Source organism: Dactylosporangium sp. NBC_01737, assembly GCF_035963215.1.
GTDB lineage: Bacteria > Actinomycetota > Actinomycetes > Mycobacteriales > Micromonosporaceae > Dactylosporangium.
In genome coordinates this window covers 10,705,228-10,719,834 of sequence record NZ_CP109153.1, presented here as the reverse complement: position 1 = coordinate 10,719,834, position 14,607 = coordinate 10,705,228, and the positions used below count along the sequence as shown (strand labels likewise).

General features: G+C 70.3%; 12 protein-coding genes. 5 read left to right on the top strand and 7 right to left on the bottom strand.

Going from position 1 to position 14,607, the window contains the following annotated elements; genetic code table 11:
• Positions 1-54: 54 nt before the first annotated feature.
• From OHA72_RS49260 to OHA72_RS49250, 3 genes are all read right to left on the bottom strand, one after another.
• Positions 55-1,506 (bottom strand): RICIN domain-containing protein, encoded by a 1,452-nt coding sequence (locus OHA72_RS49260; protein ID WP_327003005.1) that lies wholly within the window; start codon positions 1,504-1,506, stop codon positions 55-57.
• 20 nt (positions 1,507-1,526) lie between these two features.
• Positions 1,527-2,951: a pectinesterase family protein gene (locus OHA72_RS49255; protein WP_327003004.1), complete on the bottom strand. Its 1,425-nt coding sequence runs from the start codon at positions 2,949-2,951 to the stop codon at positions 1,527-1,529.
• A 100-nt stretch (positions 2,952-3,051) separates the two neighbouring features.
• Positions 3,052-4,311: an ammonium transporter gene (locus tag OHA72_RS49250; protein ID WP_327003003.1), complete on the bottom strand. Its 1,260-nt coding sequence runs from the start codon at positions 4,309-4,311 to the stop codon at positions 3,052-3,054.
• Between the two features lie 179 nt (positions 4,312-4,490).
• Here OHA72_RS49250 and OHA72_RS49245 point away from each other — a divergent pair, with 179 nt between their 5' ends.
• Positions 4,491-5,165: a DUF6891 domain-containing protein gene (locus tag OHA72_RS49245; protein WP_327003002.1), complete on the top strand. Its 675-nt coding sequence runs from the start codon at positions 4,491-4,493 to the stop codon at positions 5,163-5,165.
• A gap of 19 nt (positions 5,166-5,184) precedes the next feature.
• Here the strand turns inward: OHA72_RS49245 and OHA72_RS49240 are convergent, their stop codons facing one another.
• Positions 5,185-5,865, bottom strand: coding sequence for a M23 family metallopeptidase (locus tag OHA72_RS49240; RefSeq protein WP_327003001.1), 681 nt, complete (start codon positions 5,863-5,865; stop codon positions 5,185-5,187).
• A 239-nt stretch (positions 5,866-6,104) separates the two neighbouring features.
• On the opposite strand from OHA72_RS49240, the gene OHA72_RS49235 reads away from it, so the two are divergent.
• Complete coding sequence (locus OHA72_RS49235; RefSeq protein WP_327003000.1) at positions 6,105-7,508, top strand: cellulase family glycosylhydrolase; 1,404 nt, start codon at positions 6,105-6,107, stop codon at positions 7,506-7,508.
• A gap of 107 nt (positions 7,509-7,615) precedes the next feature.
• Here OHA72_RS49235 and OHA72_RS49230 read toward each other — a convergent pair whose 3' ends face one another.
• Together OHA72_RS49230 and OHA72_RS49225 are read right to left on the bottom strand one after the other, a co-directional pair.
• Positions 7,616-8,086: a DUF4259 domain-containing protein gene (locus OHA72_RS49230; protein WP_327002999.1), complete on the bottom strand. Its 471-nt coding sequence runs from the start codon at positions 8,084-8,086 to the stop codon at positions 7,616-7,618.
• Positions 8,087-8,103: 17 nt separating this feature from the next.
• Entirely contained in the window at positions 8,104-8,313 is a 210-nt protein-coding gene (locus OHA72_RS49225; protein WP_327002998.1) for a hypothetical protein, read from the bottom strand.
• A 106-nt stretch (positions 8,314-8,419) separates the two neighbouring features.
• Here OHA72_RS49225 and OHA72_RS49220 point away from each other — a divergent pair, with 106 nt between their 5' ends.
• Together OHA72_RS49220 and OHA72_RS49215 are read left to right on the top strand one after the other, a co-directional pair.
• Entirely contained in the window at positions 8,420-9,013 is a 594-nt protein-coding gene (locus tag OHA72_RS49220) for a GrpB family protein (RefSeq protein ID WP_327002997.1), read from the top strand.
• A gap of 70 nt (positions 9,014-9,083) precedes the next feature.
• Complete coding sequence (locus OHA72_RS49215) at positions 9,084-11,405, top strand: FdhF/YdeP family oxidoreductase (protein ID WP_327002996.1); 2,322 nt, start codon at positions 9,084-9,086, stop codon at positions 11,403-11,405.
• On the opposite strand, the gene OHA72_RS49210 is transcribed toward OHA72_RS49215, so the two are convergent.
• The gene (locus tag OHA72_RS49210; protein ID WP_327002995.1) at positions 11,396-12,646 is read right to left on the bottom strand and encodes a pectate lyase; all 1,251 of its coding nucleotides are present in this window, start codon (positions 12,644-12,646) and stop codon (positions 11,396-11,398) included. The genes OHA72_RS49215 and OHA72_RS49210 overlap by 10 nt on opposite strands.
• 166 nt (positions 12,647-12,812) lie before the next feature.
• On the opposite strand from OHA72_RS49210, the gene OHA72_RS49205 reads away from it, so the two are divergent.
• Positions 12,813-14,150: a tetratricopeptide repeat protein gene (locus OHA72_RS49205; protein WP_327002994.1), complete on the top strand. Its 1,338-nt coding sequence runs from the start codon at positions 12,813-12,815 to the stop codon at positions 14,148-14,150.
• Positions 14,151-14,607 lie beyond the last annotated feature (457 nt).

Genomic DNA, 14,607 nt, shown 5'->3' with positions numbered 1-14,607 from the left:
CGGAAAGTCCCGGCACGCGCCGCTTCCGCAGCCGGCGCGTGCCGGGTCACGGGGTCACAGGCCGATGTTGGCCTGCGGTCCGGCGTACGTGCGCAGCAGGCTCGGCACGTCCGCGGCCGCGTCGAGGGTGTAGGAGTAGAAGCTGGACGGCGTGAACGCCGAGCCGAGCGTCTTCTGCTGCCCGGTGCAGTTGACGGTGATGCTGCCGCTCTGCTTCAGCTGCGCCGTCGAGTCCGGGTAATACGGGTCCTTGACCGTGTCGAAGTAGCTGTTCTCCAGCACCATCTTCGTGGCGCCGCGGGCGTAGTTGCCGTAGGACGCCACGTTCTGCAGGTAGTTGTTGTACAGGTGGGCGTAGGCGACGTTGTCGGTGCTGGGGTTGCGCTGGTTGGTGTCGTGGATCCAGTTGTGGTGGATGGTCATGCGGGCCGTGACGTTGTCGGTCCAGCCGATGCCGAACGCCTTGTTGTTGCCGCCCATCACGTTCCAGGAGACCGTGAGGTAGCTGGTGTCCTTGCGGCTGTCGATGAGGCCGTCGTTCATCCGCACGATCGTGTTGTGGTCGATCCACACGTGATCGGCGGTGTCCATCTGGATGCCGTCGTAGTCGTAGACCTTGTCGTCGGGGTCGTCGTCGGTCATCTGGGTGTCCCGGATCGTCAGGTTCCGGATGATGACGTTGCGCACGCCGGTGCCGAGGAAGAACCCGCCGCCGACGATCTGCCCGCTGGCGCCGACGCCGACGATGGTCTTGTTCGACTGCACCTTGAGCTCGGTGCCCTTCGGGGTGACGGTGATGGCGGCCGCGACCCTGATGACGTAGGGCTGGGTGGCGGTCACGTATTTCTGCAGGTCCGCGAGGGTCGTCACGGTGACCGTCGTGCCGCCGGCGCCGCCGGTCGTGCCGCCGCCGGTCGAGGCGAACCCGTCGGCCGTGTTCGACCAGGTCCGGCCGCTCGTGCCGCCCACCGGGTTGAACGCCCACTGCTTGTTGGTGTTGGCGGTGCACGTCTCCTGGATGATGGGGTTGCCGGACGCGGTGGAGGCGTCCTTGTCGCTGATGCACAGCCCGCTGTTGACGTTGATGATCTGGAAGGTGTTGGTGCCGGACGCGACCAGCCGCCACTGCTGGTTGGCCTGGCTGGCGACGCACGTGTACTGCTGCAGCTGCACGCCACTCGTCGTGGACCAGCCGGGCACGTCGATGCACTTGCCGCTGCTGACGTTGACCAGCTGGTAGTTGCTGCCCGCTGCGGTCAGCTTGAACTGCTGCCAGGCGGCGCCACTGGTGCAGCCCCACTGCTGCAGCAGCGCACCGTTCGCGCTGGACGCACCGGGTACGTCGATGCACTTGCCGCTCTTGGTGACCGCGAGCTGATACGTGCCACCGGTCGCCGGCAGCGTCGCCGCCTGCGACGGAAGGACGGTGTAGCCGATGACGCCGGCGAGGACGGAGATGGTGAGCCCGGCGAACAGGTACCGCCGCCGGCCGTGGAGAATCCGCATGCTTGTGCCCTTCTTCATCATCAGCCGACCGGGTTCCAGCCGTCGGTGCCGGCCAGATACTTCTGCGGGGTGTAGTTGGCCGCGGTGGCGTCGCTCATCTGCGGCCGGTTGCTGTTCGTGCCGGCGCCCGCGCCGGTGTTGCGGTACTCGAAGAACCGCGCGTTCTTCCACGAGTTGGACGACATGTCCGTCCACGGCTGCGCCGTCTTCATCGTCGCGCTGAGGTTCGACTCGCGGTACAGCACCTGCGCGGCGGCACCCCACGGCCGGCCGAGCTGCGTGACGTTGTTCGAGGCGCCGGTGATGGTGCACTTGTAGACGAGGATGCCGTAGGTCTTGGCCGCGTCGGTGTTCGCCGCCGTGATCGGCCCGCCGCTGCTGCGCCGCTCGTAGATGGTGCTCGCGTTGAACACCGCGGTCGCGCCGCCGAAGATGAAGTCGACGGTGCCCTCCACGTAGGAGTTCACGTAGTACTGGCGGTAGTTGTTGACCAGCAGCGTGTCCTGGTTGCCGAGGAACCGCACGTTGTCGAAGACCGACCGGTCGGCGTTGACGTTCGCCGCCACCGCCTGGCTGCCCTCGCCGTAGTCGTTGGACATCGTCAGGTTCTTCGCGACGAAGTCGTGGCCGTTGACGAACACGGTCGCGCTGCCGGACGTACCGTAGCCGCCCGCCGAACTGTGGTTGTTGACGATGACCGTGGCCGCCGCCGAGGAGCCGAGCCCCTGCAGGGTGACGAACGGCTTGTTCGACGGGATCGTCACGATCTCCCGGTACGTGCCGGCCTTGATGGTGATGACCCGGCGGGTCGTGTTGTTCGCCGGGACCGCGTCGATCGCCGCCTGCACGGTGCTGTACTGCCCGGTGCCGTCCTTGGCGACGGTGGCGGTGCCGCTCCCGCCATCGGTGTTGAACGCCCACTGCTTGTTGGTGTTGGCGGTGCACGTCTCCTGGATGATGGGGTTGCCGGACGCGGTGGAGGCGTCCTTGTCGCTGATGCACAGCCCGCTGTTGACGTTGATGATCTGGAAGGTGTTGGTGCCGGACGCGACCAGCCGCCACTGCTGGTTGGCCTGGCTGGCCACGCATGTGTACTGCTGCAGCTGCACGCCACTCGTCGTGGACCAGCCGGGCACGTCGATGCACTTGCCGCTGCTGACGTTGACCAGCTGGTAGTTGCTGCCGGCGGCGGTGAGCCTGAACTGCTGCCAGGCGGCGCCACTGGTGCAGCCCCACTGCTGCAGCAGCGCGCCGTTCGCGGCGGAGGCGCCCGGCACGTCGATGCACTTGCCGCTCTTGGTGACCGCGAGCTGATACGTGCCACCGGTCGCCGGCAGCGTCGCCGCCTGGGATGGCAGGACGGTGTACCCGACGACGCCGGCGAGCACGGCGGCGGCGAGCCCGGCGAAGAGGAGATGTCGCCTGGACGAACCCGATCTGGACATGGAACTGGTCCCTTCCGGTCGCGCTGAGCTACGAACCGCCGGGGCGGTCCGGCGGGCACCCAGGTAGATGCGACGACCGTGCGGGCCATAACAACTTTTCTTACGCCAAGTGGCTGATCCTGCCGGAGGCGGCGTGCTGCTCGTAGGCGCTCTCGGCGTGGATGGCCAGGTCAAGACCGCTGTGCTCGTCCTCCGGGGAGGCCCGGAAGCCCACGGTCCGGTCGATGGTCTTCGCCACCAGCCAGGTGACGGCGAACGCGTAGGCCGCGACCACGAGCACCGCGAGCGCCTGCCGGCCCAGCAGGCTCAGCCCGCCACCGAACGCGATGCCGCGCTCGTGCCCGGTGACCGCCGCGGTGGCGAGGACACCGATGAGCAGCATGCCGATCAGCCCGCCGACGCCGTGCACGCCGACGACGTCGAGCGAGTCGTCGTACCCCAGCTTGTACTTGAGGCCGACGGCATAGCAGCAGGCCACGCCGGCGACGGCGCCGATGATGAGGGCGCCGAGCGGGTTGACGGAGCCGCACGACGGGGTGATCCCGACCAGGCCGGCGACCGCTCCGGAGGCGGCGCCGAGGGTGGTCGAGTGGCCGTCGCGCCAGCGTTCGACGATCAGCCAGCCGCCGACCGCGGCCGCCCCGGCGACCTGCGTGTTGAAGAACGCGGTCGAGGCGACCCCGCCGGTGGTCAGCGCCGAGCCGGCGTTGAAGCCGAACCAGCCGAACCACAGCAGCCCGGCACCGAGGATCACCAGCGGCAGGCTGTGCGGGCGCATCGCGTCGGTGCGGAACCCCAGCCGCGGCCCGAGCACCAGGGCGAGGGCGAGGGCGGACGCACCGGAGTTCACCTCGACGACGGTGCCCCCGGCGAGGTCCAGGATGCGCAGGTGGGTGGCGATCCATCCGCCGCCGAAGACCCAGTGCGCGATCGGGACGTACACGACGAGGACCCACACGGCCACGAAGCCCACCCACGCGCCGAACTTGGCGCGGTCGGCGATCGCCCCGCTCAGCAGCGCCGCGGTGATGATGGCGAACATCAGCTGGAACGCCGCGAACGCCATCGTCGGCACGGACCCGGTGAGGTCGGTGGCGCCGATACCGGCCATCCCGGCGTGCTCCAGCGAGCCGATCAGGCCGCCGGCGGTGTCCTTGCCGAACGCCAGGGAGTACCCGGCGATCACCCAGACCACGGTGACCACCGCGAGGCACGCGAAGGACATCATGAGCATGTTGAGCGCGCTCTTGATCCGGACCATGCCGCCGTAGAACAGTGCCAGACCCGGCACCATCAGCAGCACCAGCGCCGCGCTCACCAGCAGCCAGGCGGTGTCGCCCGCGCTGAACCCCTCCGGCATCCCGGACCCTCCCCTTCCGCGTGTGGTCCGTGATCGCCGTTGATCGCGTGGCATGCAGCGTCGCGGCCCCGCGTTACACGCTTTCGACACCCCTGTTTCGAGCGTGTTTCCGCCGTCACATTCACGCCATCAGCGCGCTTTCCGCCGGGGCGTGGCGCCGGCATGCCATGATCGCCTGCGTGAGTGACTGGGCCTTCAACGACCGTCCCGCCGGCGTCAGGTTCCTGCCCGATCGGGTCGCCGAGCCGGGCCGCACCGAGATCGAGGACGAGATGTGGTCCTGGATCCTGCGGGGGCAGGGCGACGCCGCCGCGTTCGTGGACTACCTCGACCAGGTCGAGGAGCGCCACGGCGCCACCGGTGACGAGCTCGCCGCGGCGTACGAGCGGGCGCTGGACGCCCGCCGGGCCCAGCAGCGCGAGTGGGGCGCCGTGCAGAGCAACCTGACGCTCGCCTTCGCCGAGCTCAACCAGATCGGGGTGCTGGCCAGGGAGAACTTCGCCTGCTGCGGCACCTGCGCCGCCGCCGAGATCCATGACGAGCGCGACGAGTCCCGGCACTGGCACGGTTACCTCTGGTATCACCAGCAGGACACCGAGTCACTGATCGCGAGCGCCGACGGCTCGGTCTGCCTCGGCTACGGTGCGTACCCGCCCGAGGACTTCGACGAGGCCGCCTATGAGGCGCTGCGGGAGCACGAGCGGCGGGCCGCCTACCAGGCCGACCTGGAGCGCATGCTGGACGACCTCGTCTTTCCCGTGCTGCGCGAGCACGGCATGCAGGTCACGTGGAACCGCAAGCAGTCCACCCGGATCCTGGTCACCGGCGCCCAGTGGTACGTGCCGCTGTCCTGACCGGCGGCGGCATGCCTGGTCAGGGGCAGTTGCGGCTGGTCCGGTTCACCGACGGCGACACCGGGCCGGCGGTGCGGATCGGGCCGGTGCCGGCGCTGCCGTCGCTGGTGATGCCGGACGGGACGCCGTCGAAGACGGACTCGACCTTGTCCTCGGTGCCGCGGGTGTGCTTGCTGTCCCGGGTGTCGTCGTGCTGCTCGTAGTGCAGGTGTTCGATCTTCGTCGAGCCGGTCCTGCCGACGTGCCCGAGGAGCCTGCCCTGCGGCACCTTCTGGTCCTGCTTCACCTCGGGCCAGGTCTGCAGGTGCCCGTATGAGGTGAACCAGCCGCCGCCGTGGTCGATGATCACGCCGAAGCCCAGGCCGCCGCGGGTGCCGACGGTGCCGGGCGCGGCGGGGGCGCCACCCTCCAGGGTCGCCTGCCAGCCGGCCCACGCCACGGTGCCGGCGGCGGAGGCGAGCACGGACCGGCCGCCGCTCGGGCCGCCGTTGAAGAAGAAGTCGATGTCGTAGTCGTCGTGTCCGGCGTACGTCGTCAGGCTCCACGACTCGCCGCACGGGAACGGCAGCTGGAACGCGGGCCGCGGGCCTGCCTGCTGCGGGTGCCCGTCGGCCCGGCGGGCGAGCACGACGTAGGACACGATCACGCACGTGACGATGATGCCCAGCATCGTCACCCGGTAGATCTCACGCGCGCTCATCCTGACGATCAATCTACCCGGCCGCCGCAACGCACTGTCCCGGGACAACGTGTGAAACGTTCACGCTCCCGCCCGCTGCGGCTTTTGGGGACGGTCAGCGTCTGTACCAGCGGAAAAACGTTATGACGGCGCCCTGCGGATGGTCCACGCGCATTGACAGTGTTCAGCGGCCGAACCTAGTGTCCGCCCCGCCGGTCCCGGGTCACGGGCCCTGCTCTTCCGACGTCTCGAGGTAGGCCATGAGGAGAAAACTCAGTGTGCTCGGCGCCGTGATGCTTGCCGTCACCGCGTCCGTGGTGTTGTTCATGCAGCCCGCGTCCGCCGCCGTCGGTCTGCACATCAGCGGCCGCAACATCGTGGAGGCGAACGGCCAGAACCTGATCATGCGGGGCGTCAACCACCCGCACGTGTGGTACACCGGCCAGACGTCCTCGTTCGCCGCCATCAAGGCGGCCGGCGCGAACACGATCCGCGTCGTCCTGGGCACCGGCAAGCGCTGGGGCCCGTCCAACGACGTGCCCGCCGTCATCACCCTGTGCAAGCAGAACAAGCTCATCTGCGTGCTGGAGGTGCACGACACCACCGGCTACGGCGAGGAGGGCGCGGCCGCGTCCCTCGACGAGGCGGCCAACTACTGGATCAGCCAGAAGGCCAACCTCGTCGGCCAGGAGAACTACGTCGTCATCAACATCGGCAACGAGCCGATCGGCAACACCAACCCGGCCCAGTGGACCGCGGCGACCGCCGCCGCGATCGCGAAGCTGCGCACGAACGGCTTCGAGCACCTCATCATGGTCGACGCCCCGAACTGGGGCCAGGACTGGCAGAACGTCATGCGCGACACCGGCCAGACCGTCCTGGACGCCGACACCAAGCACAACACGGTGCTGTCGATCCACATGTACGCCGTGTACGCCAACGCCTCCACCATCACCGCCTACTTCGATGCGTTCCAGTCCAAGGGCTGGCCCCTTGTCGTCGGCGAGTTCGGCTGGAAGTTCAACTCCGGCGAGGTCGACCACGAGACGATCCTCTCCGAGGCCCAGGCCCGCGGGCTGGGCTGGATAGCGTGGTCGTGGAGCGGCAACAGCGACCCGATCCTGGACATGACGGTCAACTTCAACCCCGCGCAGCTGACCACCTTCGGCGACCGCATCATCAACGGCGCCAACGGTTTGAAGGCCACGTCCCGCGAAGCGTCCATCTACAGCGGTCAGAGCACGTCGCCGTCGGCCTCGCGCAGCCCGTCGGTGTCGCCGTCCGTGTCGGTCTCGCCGTCGCGCAGTGCTTCGGTGTCGCCGTCGGCGTCGCGCAGCCCGTCGTCCTCGCCGGGCGGCACGAAGGCCTGCACCGCCACGTACGCGATCGTCGGCCAGTGGCCGGGCGGCTTCCAGGCCGAGGTTCGCGTGACTGCGGGCAGCGCAGCGATCTCGAGCTGGACGGTGGGCTGGACGTACACCAACGGCCAGACGGTCGCCAACGCCTGGAGCGCAACGGTGACCAGCTCGGGCGCCGCGGTCACCGCCAAGAACGTCAACTACAACGGCACCGTCGGGGCGGGCGCGACCACGTCGTTCGGCTTCCTCGGCTCCTGGAACAGCACCAACAGCGTCCCCGCGCCGCTGACCTGCACCGCAAGCTGACGACACCCCTGCCGGTGGCCGGCCGGGCACCTGCCCGACCGGCCACCGCGCCGTTGCGGAGAACTACGCGGTGTTCTGGTCTTCCGCCCGCCCCACGGCGATCGCCTCTACCGCGACATGCCGCGAGGTTCCCTCGTCGTCGGCTCAGAGGAGCCGGCACCGGTGAAGTCGTCGAGGATGTCGACGATGGCCTGGGCCACCTGAGCGGCTTCGCCGTCCTCGTCGTCCTCGATCCAGGTGTCGTACCAGTCGTTGCCAGGCACCCGTACCGTCTCCAGCGCGCCCAGCGCCTCGGCCGCCAGGGCGGTGTCCAGGTCGGCGACAAGGCTGTTTCTGGCCTCTTGCGCGTCATGCTCGCGCAATCGCTGCGAGCTGCCCGGCACGCTCAGCGCGATGAGCAGGGCCGCCGCCACGACGTCCTCGGGGAAGACGTCGACGTGCTCCTGCCCGGCGTGCGGGGCGGCTTCGAAGATCTCGTGGAGCGCCGCCCGCCGCTCCGCGTCACTCCGCTTCGCCAGGAAGTCGATCAGGTCTTGAGCACCGTCACTGGCGAACGGATGCGCGCCCCAGGTCCCCATGCACAACTCCAGTCGAGCTAGGCGGCCAGCATTTTCTGCACGGCCTGGCGGGTGACGCCCATCTCGCGGGCGAGGTCGGCCTGGGAGTGACCGTTTCGGATCAGTTCCTGGAGGATGCCGCGGCGCTCGGCCGACAGCTGTTGTGCCAGCCTGGCGTGGTGCAGGGCCTCGGCCCGCACCTCGTGGAGGCGGCGGAACAGGGCCGCGGTGTCGGGGGTTTCGTTCATGCCGGCAAGTGTGACAACCCCCGGTTGTCACGTCAACCCCCGGTTGTCGCGGCGTGTGGGAGGGTTGTCGTAGTCTGGCCGACTTTGACGGATCCGGGAGGTTGCGTTGAGCGGGTATCCACCAGAGATCACGGAGCGGTTCCACGGCAGCCCTGAGCAGCTGGAGGCCGGGCTGGTCGGCGAGGTGCCGCAGCGGTGGCAGTCGATCGTCGTGGAGGAGTACGACCCGGCGTGGGCGGGCCGGTTCGACGCCGCCCGCTCGGCGCTGGTCGAGGCGGTCGACGTCGTGGACATCGAGCACGTCGGGTCGACGGCCGTGCCGGGGCTGGCGGCGAAGCCCGTCATCGACATCGACCTGACCGTTGCCGACTCGGCGGACGAGACCAGCTACGTGCCCGCCCTGCTGCGTCTGGGGTACCGCCTGGTGCTGCGGGAGCCCTGGTGGCACGGGCACCGGATGCTCGTCAGCGCCGAGGAGGACGTCCACCTGCACGTCTGGCCGCCCGGTGCCCCGGAGCCGGTCCGGCACCGGCTGTTCCGCGACCGGCTGCGCACGCACCCCGAGGACCTGGAGCTGTACGCGCAGGCCAAGCGCCGGCTCGCCCGGGACACCGTGGATCGGCCGGGGGACTACAGCCTGGCCAAGAACGACGTCATCGACGCCATCTTCGCGAAGATCTTCGCGGCCGGGCCTGGCTGACGACGTTGCGGCGGCCGACCGGACCCGGGACTACAGTCGTTGCAGAGACCGCCTAGTTGCTGGAGCACCGATGTCAGCGTCAACGCCCGTCCCGCCTGTTGATGACGACGAGGCCCGGCTGCGGGTCGGGCCGCCCGCCGACCACGCCGCCGGGTTGGAGGCGGTGCGGCTCAGCGTGAGCAACGCGGTGCGGCAGATGGGGGTCGTCAAGGCCACCCGGAATCTGCGGGCGCTCAACCAGGTCGACGGCATCGACTGCATGAGCTGCGCGTGGCCCGACCCGAAGGGGCACCGGCACACCGCCGAGTTCTGCGAGAACGGCGCGAAGGCCGTGTCGTGGGAGGGCACCCGGGAGACCGTCGAGCCGGAGTTCTTCGCCGCCCACTCGCTGACGGACCTGGCCGGGCGCACCGACCACTGGCTGGAGAAACAGGGGCGGCTCACCCACCCGATGGTGCGCCGCGACGGCGCCGAGCACTACGAGCCGATCTCCTGGGACGACGCGTTCTCGCTCATCGGCGCGCACCTCAACGGCCTCGGCAGCCCTGACGAGGCGGTCTTCTACACCTCGGGGCGGGCCAGCAACGAGGCGGCGTTCCTCTACCAGCTGCTGGCGCGGGCGTATGGCACCAACAACCTGCCCGACTGCTCCAACATGTGCCACGAGTCGACGTCGGCGGGGCTGGCCCGCACCATCGGCGTCGGCAAGGGCTCGGTGTCGCTGCAGGACCTGCACGAGGCGGACCTGATCGTCGTGTCGGGGCAGAACCCCGGGACCAATCACCCGCGGATGCTCACCGCGCTGGAGACCGCCAAGCGCAACGGCGCCAGGATCCTGGCGATCAACCCGCTGCGGGAGGCGGGGCTGATGCGGTTCGACAACCCGCAGAAGGCGCGCGGGCTCGCCGGCCGTGGCACTGGGCTCGCCGACGAGCTGCTGCAGATCCGCTCCAACGGCGACCTCGCGCTGTGGCAGGCGCTTGGCCACCTGCTGCTGCTCGCCGACGACGCCGCGCCGGGCACGGTGCTCGACCACGCGTTCATTCAGGGGTACACCACCGGATTCGAGGAATGGCAGCGCCACGTGCGCGCCGTCGACCGCGACGCGGTGCTCGCCGCGACCGGTCTGGCCTGGTCGCAGATCGAGACCGCGGCGGCGATGCTGGCGTCCTCGAAGCGGATCGTGCACTGCTGGGCGATGGGCATCACCCAGCACCACAACGCGGTCGCCACGATCAAGGAGTTCGTCAACGTCGCCCTCGCGCAGGGCATGATCGGCAAGCCGGGTGCCGGGCTGTGCCCGGTCCGCGGGCACTCCAACGTGCAGGGCGACCGGACCATGGGCATCTGGGAGAAGCCGCCGGCGTTCTTCCTCGACGCGCTCGGCGCCGAGTTCGGGTTCGCGCCGCCGCGCGAGCACGGGTTCGACGCCGCCGACGCCGTGCGGGCGTTCCGGGACCGGCGGGCGAAGGTGTTCGTCGCGCTCGGCGGGAACTTCGTGGCCGCGATGTCCGACACCGACGTCACCACGGAGGCGATGCGCGGCGCCGAGCTGACCGTGCAGGTCTCCACGAAGCTCAACCGCAGCCACGTCGCCGCCGGCCGCACGGCACTGATCCTGCCCACCCTCGGCCGCACCGAGCAGGACCTGACCGGCGGCCGGGCCCAGCGGGTCACCGTCGAGGACTCGATGTCGGAGGTGCACGCCTCGCGCGGTCGTTCGGCCCCGGCCGGTCCGCTGCTGCGCTCCGAGGTGGACATCGTGTGCGGCATCGCCGCCGCCACGCTCGGCGACCGGCACGGCATCCCGTGGCAGGACTTCCCGGTGGACTATGACCGTATCCGCGACCGGATCGGCCGGGTCGTGCCCGGGTGCGCCGGCTACGCCGAGCGGATCCGTGCACACGGCGGCTTCACGATGCCGCACGGGCCGCGGGACTCCCGCACGTTCCCGACGCCGGAGGGCAAGGCGGTCTTCACGGTGAGCCCCCTGGAGGTGCTGAGCGTGCCCCCGGGCCGCCTCGTGCTGCAGACGATCCGCAGCCACGACCAGTTCAACACCACCATCTACGGCCTCGACGATCGTTACCGCGGCATCCGCTCCGGGCGGCGGGTGGTGTTCATCAGCGCCGAGGACCTCACCGAGCTCGGGTTCGCCGACGGCGATCACGTCGACCTGGTGTCGGAGTGGACCGACGGCCGGGTCCGGCGGGCGCCGCGCTTCCGGCTCGTCGCCTACAACACGCCCAAGGGCTGCGTCGCGGCCTACTACCCGGAGACCAACCCCCTCGTCCCGCTGGACTCGCAGGCCGCGGTGAGCGGCACGCCCACGTCGAAGTGGGTCGTGGTGCGACTTGAGCGCGCCGCTGCACCTGTGAGCGATCAGCGATAGGTGATGTCCGAGGCGCTGTAGAAGCAGTTGACGCCGTCGGCGCCGGAGCCGATGTGGGTCGGCTCGCTGCCCTTCGGTGCGCCCTTGTACTTGTCGCAGATGGTCGCCGAGCCGTACACGACGATCCGGGTGAACCTGGCGGTGTCGCCCCAGTTCGTGTTGATGCCGGCGATCACCTTGGTGGACTTCACGATGATGTTGTCCACGACCACGTGCCGCTGGTAGGAGTTCGTGCAGTTGCCGCAGGCGCGGTACAGCTTCCCGGCGTTTTCCAGGTAGAAGCCGGAGATGTTCACCGTGCCGTTGCCGTTGTGCTGGAACACCTTGTCGCTGGCCGATTTCGCGCCGCCACCGATGACGTAGCTGGTGCCGCCGCCGGTGCCGAGGAACGTCGCGGCGTCCTCGCCCACGTCCTCCCACCACACGTTCTGGATCGTGCAGGTGCCGAGGCAGTGGATGCCGTCACCGGCGGGCGCGCCGATGATGACGTTCTTGATGGTCGCGCCGTTGGCCAGCTCGAACATCGGGTCCTGGCTCTCGCTCTGCCCGCCGTCGCCGATGCAGCAGTACCGCTTCATCCCGCCGTCGAGGGTGCCGCTCACCTTGACCGTGCCGCTGACGCCGGCGTCGCCGGACTTGCTCGGCCAGGTCGTGCTCGGGTTGCCGCCGCCGGTGGTCGGGGTGGTGGTGCCGGCCACGACCAGGCGCCATTGCTGGTTCGCCCCGTTGAGGTCGGTGAACTGCGAGATCCTGGCCCCGTTGGCGGTCGACCACTCCCAGACCTCGAGGGCCTTGCCGCTGTGCCGGTTGATGAGCTGGATGTTGTCGCCGATGTTCTGCACCGAGAACTGCTGGTTGTAGCCGCTGCCGATCGGCCACTGGCGGTATTCGGCGCCGTCGGCGGTGTTCCACTCCCACAGGTCGACGGCCTTGCCGCTGTGCCTGGCGACGATCCGCCACCAGCCGGAGCCCGCGGACTCGAACCGGAACTGCTGGCACTGGCAGCCGTTGCTGCTGTACTGCGTGATGGTGGCGGCGTCCGCGGTGGATGCGCCGGTCACCTCCATCACCTTGCCGCTGTTGACGTTGACCAGGTTGTACCAGGTCCCCTGCACGATCGTCGCCGCGTCCGCCGACCGCACCGCGACCGTCGACACCGCCGCCACGACCGTCAGCACGACCGCGCCGAGCAGCGCCGTCCGCCATCGACGGACGCGGCCGGCGGGTGGTGTTCCACTCACGAGCGCCACGTTCAACCTCCTCCGGTTGCGCTTAGGAAAGCGCTTTCCTAGGTGGCGGACCGTATCGATCCAGTTCACTGTTGTCAATGCCGCCGCCCCGGTACGCCCACCGCGACGCTGTCCGGCCGTGAAAATTTCTGTCGTACCCTTCGGGCATCATGGGGCCATGGCTGACACGGGGACGGTGGCGGAGCTCGACCGGCGGTTCTCCCGCCTGGACGGCTGGCTCCCGCCGCAGGTGGTCACCCTGCTGGTGGCGTGCGGGCACCTGGACGCGGTGCGCCGCCACGCGTCGCGCGGTGACTGGCACTGCACCCACGCCCTGGCGCGGCTGCGGGCAGCGGACGGTGACGCGGATGCCGCCGTCGCCCTGCTCACACCGTTCGCCGCGACCGGTTGGTGGCGGGCGGTGCAGGCCCTCACGGACCTGCTCACCGAGTGCGGGCGGACCGGCGAGGCGGTCGCGGTGCTCCGTCCGCTCGCCGACGCGGGCGACCGGCTGGCGCTGGACCGGCTGGCCACGCTGCTGGCCGGGCAGGGCCTCGTCGATGAGGCGGTGACACTGCTGCGCCCGCACACCGGGGACTGGTTGCTCGCGAAGGCGCTCGTGCGCCTCACCGACGGCCGAGGCCGCGACGACGAGGTCATCGCGATCCTGCGGACACTGCTCGACACCGAGGACCGCCGCGCCGTGGACCGGTGGTTCACGGTGTCTGCCCTCGCCACGGTCCTGGAGCGGCGGGGCCGGGTCGACGAGGCCATCGCGGTGCTGCGTGACGGGGCCCCTGGCACCGTCCAGCAGCTCACCGACGTCCTGGGCCGGCACGGCCGGGACGCGCAGCTGCACGACCTCACCGCCGGCGCCGGCGGCTGGCAAGCGGCGGAGCGCCTCGCGGCGCTGCGGGAGCGGCAGGGCCGCATCGACGAGGCCGTCGCCGTGCTGCGGCCGTTCGCCGACGATCACGTGGGCCACGCCAGGCCGGCGCTGGCGGCCCTGCTGGAGCGGCACGGCCGCGCCGACGAGTCGATCGCCGTGCTGCGCACCATGATCGGGGAGCCGTCGCTGGACCATCAGGAGTGGCTCGCCGCCGAGCTCGGCGACCTGCTGCTGCGGCTGGGCCGCCCCGGCGAGGCGGTGGCGGTCTTCGACGAGATCGCCGCACACCACGGCGAGATGTGGTTCGAGCTGCTGCCTCACCGCGCCCCGCTGCTCGTCGCGTGCGGCCGGACCGACGAGGCGATCGCCGAGGTCCGCGCCCACCCCGAGGGCGACACCGTGTATGGCGCGGAGCTCCTTGCCGGCCTGCTCGCCGACGCCGGCCGCCTCGACGAGGCCGTCGAGGCGCTCTGGCCGCACCGCGCCGACGACAGCCACAGCGGCCGCTGCGCCCTGGCGGAGCTGCTGATCCGGCAGGGCCGCGTCGACCTGGCCATCGACGTCGTCACCGCGCCCCGCGAGCCGCCCGCGCAACCGCTCGACGATCTGGCGTCCGGGGACGTGTGATGACCGGCCACTGAGTCGCGGGCGGGCGGATGGCGCCCGGGACCTCCGCGGCCACCTTGGCGCACCACCCAGCCACCTTCGGCCATCAGCGTCGCCGACCGTGCCGGCTCTGGCGGGTTTGGCGCCGCACGGTCCAGCCGCAGGCGCAACGGTGGGCGAATTCCGGAGCCGTCGACGGCGGACAACCGTCGGCAGCCGCGGCCGCCGCTCGTCCGGCGTGTGCGTGCCGTTTGGCGTCGCACGGTCCAGCTGCGGCGCGACGGTGGGCGACCCTGTAGCCGTCGGCGGCGACAATCGTCGGCAGCCGCGGCCGCCGCTCGTCCGGCGTGTGGTAGCACCGGCCTCGCCCGGTCGAGCCGAGGTCGCCGATCACCCCGGTCCGGCCGCGGCGGTCTGTCCGCGAGTCCGGGCGCCGGATGCCGCTCGGGCTCCGGCACCAGCGAGATCTCACCCTACG